The sequence below is a fragment of the Fulvivirga marina genome (assembly GCF_016775155.1).
GTDB classification, from domain to species: domain Bacteria; phylum Bacteroidota; class Bacteroidia; order Cytophagales; family Cyclobacteriaceae; genus Fulvivirga; species Fulvivirga marina.
Genome location: NZ_JAEUGD010000047.1, coordinates 1 through 7,833, shown reverse-complemented (window position 1 = coordinate 7,833; position 7,833 = coordinate 1). Strand labels below are relative to the sequence as shown.

At 39.8% G+C, this 7,833-nt stretch carries 9 protein-coding genes; 2 read left to right on the top strand and 7 right to left on the bottom strand.

Annotated elements, in window-relative coordinates:
• Window positions 1-94: 94 nt before the first annotated feature.
• Window positions 95-1,165, bottom strand: a complete 1,071-nt coding sequence (locus tag JMN32_RS14965; protein ID WP_202857159.1) for a hypothetical protein — start codon at window positions 1,163-1,165, stop codon at window positions 95-97.
• A 336-nt stretch (window positions 1,166-1,501) separates the two neighbouring features.
• Between JMN32_RS14965 and JMN32_RS14960 the strand changes: the two genes are divergently transcribed.
• Window positions 1,502-2,710 (top strand): hypothetical protein, encoded by a 1,209-nt coding sequence (locus tag JMN32_RS14960; RefSeq protein ID WP_202857158.1) that lies wholly within the window; start codon window positions 1,502-1,504, stop codon window positions 2,708-2,710.
• A 114-nt stretch (window positions 2,711-2,824) separates the two neighbouring features.
• On the opposite strand, the gene JMN32_RS14955 is transcribed toward JMN32_RS14960, so the two are convergent.
• The 6 genes from JMN32_RS14955 to JMN32_RS14930 form a co-directional block, all read right to left on the bottom strand.
• Window positions 2,825-3,232 carry a hypothetical protein gene (locus JMN32_RS14955; RefSeq protein WP_202857157.1) on the bottom strand — a complete coding sequence of 136 codons (408 nt, stop codon included), beginning with the start codon at window positions 3,230-3,232 and terminating at the stop codon, window positions 2,825-2,827.
• Window positions 3,229-4,071 carry an RHS repeat-associated core domain-containing protein gene (locus tag JMN32_RS14950; protein WP_262896719.1) on the bottom strand — a complete coding sequence of 281 codons (843 nt, stop codon included), beginning with the start codon at window positions 4,069-4,071 and terminating at the stop codon, window positions 3,229-3,231. Before JMN32_RS14950 ends, JMN32_RS14955 begins: the two co-directional genes overlap by 4 nt.
• 54 nt (window positions 4,072-4,125) lie before the next feature.
• Window positions 4,126-4,893, bottom strand: a complete 768-nt coding sequence (locus JMN32_RS14945; RefSeq protein WP_202857155.1) for a hypothetical protein — start codon at window positions 4,891-4,893, stop codon at window positions 4,126-4,128.
• A gap of 150 nt (window positions 4,894-5,043) precedes the next feature.
• Window positions 5,044-5,337: a hypothetical protein gene (locus tag JMN32_RS14940; RefSeq protein WP_202857154.1), complete on the bottom strand. Its 294-nt coding sequence runs from the start codon at window positions 5,335-5,337 to the stop codon at window positions 5,044-5,046.
• 83 nt (window positions 5,338-5,420) lie between these two features.
• Entirely contained in the window at window positions 5,421-6,938 is a 1,518-nt protein-coding gene (locus tag JMN32_RS14935; RefSeq protein ID WP_202857153.1) for an RHS repeat-associated core domain-containing protein, read from the bottom strand.
• 197 nt (window positions 6,939-7,135) lie between these two features.
• The gene (locus tag JMN32_RS14930) at window positions 7,136-7,312 is read right to left on the bottom strand and encodes a hypothetical protein (RefSeq protein ID WP_202857152.1); all 177 of its coding nucleotides are present in this window, start codon (window positions 7,310-7,312) and stop codon (window positions 7,136-7,138) included.
• A gap of 273 nt (window positions 7,313-7,585) precedes the next feature.
• Here JMN32_RS14930 and JMN32_RS27360 point away from each other — a divergent pair.
• The coding region (locus JMN32_RS27360) for a hypothetical protein (RefSeq protein ID WP_238354490.1) at window positions 7,586-7,833 on the top strand (248 nt) is incomplete at its 3' end.

Sequence of the window (7,833 nt, the reverse complement as noted above, 5' to 3'; positions counted from 1 at the left end):
TAAAAAGGCTGGCGATAGAATTTTCGCCAGCCTTTCTTTTGAGAGACTTTTGAGACAGCCTCTTTTTCTTTCTTTATTGCTTAAAGCTTTTAACTTACCAGGCACTTTCTCCTATATCATATCTAAAACCTAATGTATAGTTCAGAGGCAGAACATCAAACTGAAAAACGTGATTCAATTCACCATATAAACCCCATCGCGGTCCGGTTTTTAGTTCAAAACCCATGCCCGGACTCAACCTTGGATGAACTGTAAACCCGTCATTAATAAAACGAGGGTCTCCGCTGGTTTTGACATAAGCAACATCCATGAGATGCATTAAAAAATACAAAGTAAACTTCTCTTTTCTAACTGCATCCAGCTGATAGTAAAGGTTCATGCTGGAAACATTGGCTTTCTCTTCATCATTATACTTATAGAGAGAATGATTAAAGCCAAATTTAAGGGAGCTACGCTTCTCCTTGGCAAAATAAAACTGAAACCCGGCGGTACCCCCTCCTCCAACTACATCATCCAACAGAAAGGTGCCGTAGTGAGAGTACTGCATAAAATATAACCAGTTGGGCTGACGACTCAAAGTGTTATCTGATTCCATAAAATATGAAATATTACCGCGATTGTATGCCTGAATTACCCTGATCAGATCAGCTTCCTTCAAATCAATATCTTTGAGCTTACTGGCCAGTTCCGGCCTGTCTGACATTAAAATAGTTAGTTGACCAATGTACTTTTTATCATCCCGGTGATAAGGAACATTGTCCCTTACTACTTTCACTTTGTTATTGGTTAGCAGATATATTTGATCTTCTTTCTCAACATAATACCTGAGCACATCTGATTTTTCTTCACTATATAAGCTGATACCTGTAGACTCAATGATGGATTGAAGAATTAAAGCTTGTCTTGAAGCCTTATCATGAATCTTAGAAACCAGCCTGCGTCCATTTTCCAATACTATGTTTTCTACTTCACCTGGTGAATATATTAGCTTCCCCTTTTCTGCATCAATGATAACTTTATCTGCTTCATCATAGCTGTAGCGGATCATCCCTGTTATCTGCTCACCATTTTTCAATGTAATGGTTCCTTTATCATTTTGCACCTGTGCCTTTGCCTCATGAATACTGAAGAGCAAAACCATTAGAGTCAACACCTTTAATCTCATAGCTCGATTGATTAAATTTTGATTTTGTAAATAAAAAATAACTAAAAAGTGCTATTTAAACATTTTACAAATAACACCTTTTAAGTAATAGTAGTAACCACAGTGAGCATTTGTAAACAAAAAATTAAATAGCCGATAGGACTTCTACCAAAAGGATCTATTAAAAGGCCGGTAAAAAAGTTGTTTTCCGACCGCTTTCTAAACTTCATTCAGAACCTGATAATAGCATAATTTTTCATTTTTAGATGTGAGTTTTTTGATTTTTTTTTCAACATTTTTTATATTTAAAAATTAAATAGCTGTGTCTCGGGTTATAAATTGAAAATTGGATAAATATTGGATGCATTTCTTCTTGAAACTTTTCATAATATCATAACGGGTGACCTGAACCCTTTTATGAATAAAAACAGGGATTTTAATAAGCTACTAAGCGGACAAGTTGAGAGCGGGGCAAAACTATTGTCTTATAACCACACCTACTTTACAGAAGATCATATTGAATACGTTAACGCCAACAGCTATTGGTTCAAAGGCTTGCATGATATTTATCCAATGTATTCCAAACACCAGATCAGTAAGGAGAAGTATCCTAATTTACTCACTCGGGTAAACAACCTTCCTGCTGACCGGAAGGTGTTAACCACTTTACAATACTATCCCGGACAGATAGAGTTAGTCCTTGAAGTTTGTCATGAACACCTGACCTCCGAAGAGGCCAGGTTTTATTATTACAATCTTCTTTTATACCAGGAATACAGGAAAGTAATAGATACTCTTAACAAGAAACTTTCTAATGAAGACACTCTAAGCGAATATATAAAAAGTATCCAATCCCTCCTGGAGCAATATCTTCAAACCATTGATAACAATTATAACCCTTCTGGATCTTTTGAATGGCATTTACTAATAGACCAGGAATTTACTGAGCAGGATATTTTCAAATTAATGAAACAATACCTGCAAGGTATGGTGCATCACCTTTATTCTAACTACCGGCAGTATTTAAACCTGGACCACAAGGCTTATTATTTCCTTCATAGGATAACGGTGAAGTATAAATCTAAAGAAATCAATTATATCTATGAGGCCCTGGGTGAGCATGCAGTTGATGATATGCTAAGTGATATCATCCAGGGGTTTATATCGAGCTTTACCAGCCGTGAATGTAGCATACCTTTATCCAGCCTTGGTAAGTTTGAGGTACTGGTTGACCGGCTTCATGATATTCTGGAGAAAAACAAAGAATTGCCCGGCGCTAATACCTCTGAATTAATCGCTGATGCTTTGTTCATGGAGGGTTTTAACTCTCCCCAGTTTATTCATTACCTGATCAGGCAAAATGAATCTACAATACAACACTTAAACAGAGAAGAGTGTAGGGAATATTTAAAAGAGAGAATAAAAAAGTATAAGAAACTGCTTGCAACAGATGAAAACATCTATAACCCCAAATATATAGCTGTCGGTGATGCCATGATGTCGTGGTGTAGAAAGCGGGCCAGTATTTGCAAGTCCGATGAACAGCCTGAGTCAGCGGCAAATTGAGCTTCCACTCCCACCGCTTGAAAACCTCCTTTACAGGGGGCTTTCTCATTTACTAAAACAAAAAGCCCTGCATTAAATGCAAGGCTTCTTTATTATTACCGGAATCTCCACCCTCTACACAGAGCGGGGATTAATTTTCAATTCTCCAACATCATAATTTTTCAGATAAATTGTCCAGTAAATAGAGTCTACGCATTCAATAAAGTAATTTGTTTCTGCTTGCAATACTTCATCTGTCAGACCTTTAAAGCTTTTCTCAAAGCCACTATTGGTAATAAAAAGGTTAACAATTTGCGAGGTCGACCTAACAATATCTAGCCAATCTTTCCAGCTAATTACAATGCCTAAATGTGTATTGGAAACTTTTTCTGCCATAGCACCAAAATCAATAATACTAGGGGTACCAACCAAGTCAAAATCTTGAACACGTAAATCCTCAGTGTACAACTGGCCTATTTGTAAGAATAAATCATAATAGTCTAATTCCAGACCTTTACTTTCAAACTTCAATATATTACTCATGGATTATTATCTAGTTTTTTAGGATCACTCCAGCCTCCTTGATCACCTTGCCACCAATGCTGATGAGGATTAGGGTGATTTTGAGGCCTCCCATGATCAGTATGTTCAACTTTCTTTATCAGGTTTCCATCTCCATCAAATTCAGCTCCTTGAGTATAAGTCCCTTTTCTTCCTTCTCTGGTTCCTAATGTGGTACGTGGGCCAGTAGCCTCAGGGTCAGCTGTAGGTTTACCAGTTTGGTCTTTAGATAGCCCTGGCTTATTCCCATTCTCATCGGTTGGTGCATAACGCCCTCCTTCATTACTATTCCCGTCAGCATTAAGCATATTATTGAACCCATTATACATGGTATTTGCTCCATGGGCTGATATGACTATGCCACCAATTGCGCCCGCTGTACCTACAACAGCACCAACTCCTGTTGACGAAGTAACCACACCCCCAGTTGCTGAACCTCCGGCAGCACCGGCACCTAACCCCACCTCAATGGCTCCTTGCCCAACGCTTAGTGCATCTCCAAACTTTTGACCAATTCTAAAAGCAGTACTTCCTCTTTCCTCCCGCTTAAACCCCTGTACCAAAACTGTCCCATCAGCTCCCACTACCGTGGTATTGTTAGAAGCAACTGCATTTACTGCTCCATTTGCAAAATCAACAAAACCCTTTGCTAATGCCCAGCACTTTGGACAATCTCCGTAAGGATCATTATACCTAATAGGATTATTGAAAGAATACTGATAAGGTGTGTAAATTTCCTGTCCCGCCTGATCAGTCAGCGGGTCAACCTGCATGAACCTGCCTGTGGTATAGTCGTAAGTCCTATACTTAGTCATGTCCATGCTAAGCCCAAGGTCGGTTATCCTTTCGGTGTTAAACTTTTTATCCCCCGTACCCTAGTTGAACAAGAACCTATTTTTCTTGGCAGTAATCCTCTTAAAGCCCCCTACCATCTCCATACCGTATGGATAGAAATTGTCACTTTGGACAACATTGCTTTCAGAAAGCACCACATTCATATCATCAAAGAACACCGGCAACGGACTATCACTCTCATTGCTCAGGTAAATATAGACAAAGCCTGCTTTGTCTACAATAACATCATTCAAGGCTACCAACTCGTGGCTATTGGCGGTTCCTGTTATTTGGGCATGGCCAAATTTGTAGGGGTTCATTTTTTCATCGAACAGGATGTAGTTCAGGTAGGCCGCTGGTCTGGCATCACCAGCCTGATTTCCACTCACCAGCATGCCTGCTCCATCTGCACTGCTAAAGGCATCATAGGTAGATTGCTCGTAAGTATTGCCGCCATTTACTCCGCCAAACGCTCCGGCTACGGCCGTCAGTACGGCATTGGCAGATTGCAGACTGCCATAGTCCCCGGCTTCATAGTAGCTGTAGACTTGCATGTCCAGCTTATCGCCAGGGCCTACAGGGATGCTCAGAGCGGCTCCGGCGGAGATCTGGTTATTTAGTCCGATGACTTCATCGTCTCCCGTTACGTTGATGTTACTATTGGCGGCATCTGCACTGGGGAATATTACCCGGGTGTTGTCTATGCCACTGTATAGTTGTTCTTCATCTGCTGCTGTTTCTGTCTCAAAGCGGGCTGGGAAGTCTATTACTTTGGGCTTGGTCGTAAAGGTCAGCCTTGTATTTCCCAAACGGTCTTTTAAATGGTAAAGATGAAGACCGCCAGCATATTCTTAAAACCCTTGGGGCACTGATCAGGGAGACTAAGACTAGGCTTACTTTTGGATAAGAAAAAAGCCTCGCATTGCTGCAAGGCTTTCCATTTTAAAATTATTCCGGTGCTAGCTAGAGCCCCCCTCATTCATTGGCTGTTTACAAATATTTTCTTCAAACCATTTGATCCACGCTTGAATATCTTTCAACATCTCATCTTTGGTCGAATAGACAGGTATTTCATAACTATTTACATTACTTTTTATTCCCGTTACTTCTTCAAGATATGAAATTGCTTCTTGTACTTTGTATAGTGATATAGGGTAGTTATCATAAGACAGTTGTACTTCTATTAATGCGTCTTGAAACTTTTCACATGTCTCTATATCACAGTTATCATCAAAGATACTGCATTCGTTCATGAGTAATCGATTGGAATGACACCCTAATAATAGGATGAACATTAAAATTGAAACAAGATATTTAATCCTATAATTTCTCATCTTTATTTATTTTTGGGCAGTCCTTCAGGTCTTCTCTGTTGAACCTTAATCACACCGCTAGTATGTTTATATATAACCGAAGTTTTGGAGCCATCTTTTTCTCTAAAAAACTGCCTTATGTTACTAGTCCCTTGATAAAATTCAGAATCCGTAATCTTTCCATTTGCCGCTCGCTTACCCATTCTAGTATTGCCATTTACATCATTTTCTGCACTTACAGCTTTTCTATGAGAAGCATCATATCCTCTGCCTTTTGATTTTTCATGTTGTTCGGCTAACTCATGGATTAGCTTACCTTGTTTAGTTGCCCCGGTAGGTTTACTATAATCAATTCCACTACCACCTTCATTAAACTGATCAATATCTACTATATCTATTTGACTTTTATCAAAATCACCTACCTTAATATCAGCTTCACCAAAAACGACACCTACTTCAGTGTTATTTTCTTTATCGCTAATCCCATCATTTAAATGATTATAAAAAGCTTTGCCTTCATCAGTCATTTTACTAATATCTCCACCACCTTTTGTTGCCACAAGCGACAAACTTAATGTACCCTTTTTTCCTTTAACATTTGAGAAACGGGCCTTAAACTGTCCCTGCAAGCCTTGATTTATAATACCCTCTAGCAGTTTAAGTTCCTTTTGAGTTACCCCCGAAAATATTATGTCTCTTCCATCAGGATCAACAAACAAAATAGGATTGTTCAGTGTATAGTTATAAGGACTAACTACATCGTATTTATGAGCCATTGGATCTATCGCATTCCATCTACCAATATCTGGCATATATATTCTGGCTCCAAAATCATCCCATCCAAGTCCAAGATCATCTATTCGTTCTTTTCCTGAATATTTATAGACATTATCTTTCGCTGTCACCCTTTGATAGCTATTGAAAGTTAGCCCAAATACGTAATAATCATCCTTCTGCACCACATTACTCTCCGTCAACACCACCTTCATATCATCAAAGAACACGCGCGAAGAGCTGTTACTCTCGTTGCTTAGGTAAATATAAATGAAGCCGGCTTTATCTACAACTACATCATTTAAAGCTAAAACTTCATGGGTATTGGCATCGGTGCCAACCTGCGCAAAGCCATCCTTCTGGAAGTTCATCTGCTCATCGAAGAGAATGTAGTTGAGATAAGCCGCCGGCCTTGTGTCTCCTGCGTTATTACCATTGCCCACTAAACTTGTACCATTCTCAGCAGTAAAAGCATCGTAAGTCGATTGCTCAAAGGTATTACCACCGTTCGCGCCACCAAATGCTCCGGCTACAGCCGCAAGGATAGCCTCGGTAGGTTGCAAACTTCCATAGTCACCAGCTTCGTAATAGCCATATACTTCCATATCTATCTCATCACCCGGCCCTACCGGCAAACTGATTGCTGGCCCCGCGATCTGGCTGTTGTTCAACATCACTACTTCATCGTCACCGGCCACATGGATGTCACTAGCGGTGGCATCGGCACTGTTAAACGCTTCTCTCGTTTCCTTGAGGTTGCTGAACAATTCTTCTTCCTCTGCCGAGGTCTCACTCTCGAACCTGCCCGTAAACTCGATTGTCTTTGGTTTCGTAGTGAAGGTCAGCCTCGTATTTCCCAGATGGTCTTTTAAATGGTACTGGTATTCGTATATGCACTTTTTTAACGAACCCTCAGTTTTTCACAGTCCCTTTGCCTAGATAGAAGCTGATTTCCCCTAAGCTTTTACCTGCGATCTTTTTTATTAATAATAAACTCTGCATCGCTCGCTTTCATTCGCACATCAATATCACTATCAGATTCGAGCACCAGCTTTAAAGAATAGATCAGAGTTATAGCAACGATTAACACGGTTCCAAGCGTGATAATGATTGCATTCATTGTAAACTTCTTTATTATCATTGATTCTTTGATTTTAGCATTATATCAACTGATTTCAACTTTGTTTTATAATTCGAGCTACTTTTTTAAGTATAGTAAAAAGCCCCTCATTAGGTTATGCTGGTAAATGTACTTTCTGAGGATTTTTTTTCGGAGGACATTGGAAATATGCGTTTCTGAACTCTAAATCAAGATTTTAAAGCTTATTTCATTTTACATCAGCTTAATTTCGGATTTTAGGCACTTCTCGGGGGACAATCCTGTCAGTAAATTATAGTTTGCATTCACGTTTTTTTGAAGGGTAAAAGCCTGGACAACATTTTATCGTTTCTTGTCATTCTAAAGGCTTTTAGTCTTCAAAAAAATGTTTGCAAGCCAACTTCCCAATCTCGTCGGGGTGTGCCTGATCATGGCGCCGCTAAGGTCTTCTGCCCTGCGAGCCTTAAAGGCGAAGTGAAGGTGGATGCCGGAGGTACGAAGGCAGACATCCTGAACGTAGCCGCGAGCCCGAAGGAAGCCAGCCAAGAGGAAGTCCCGACGCG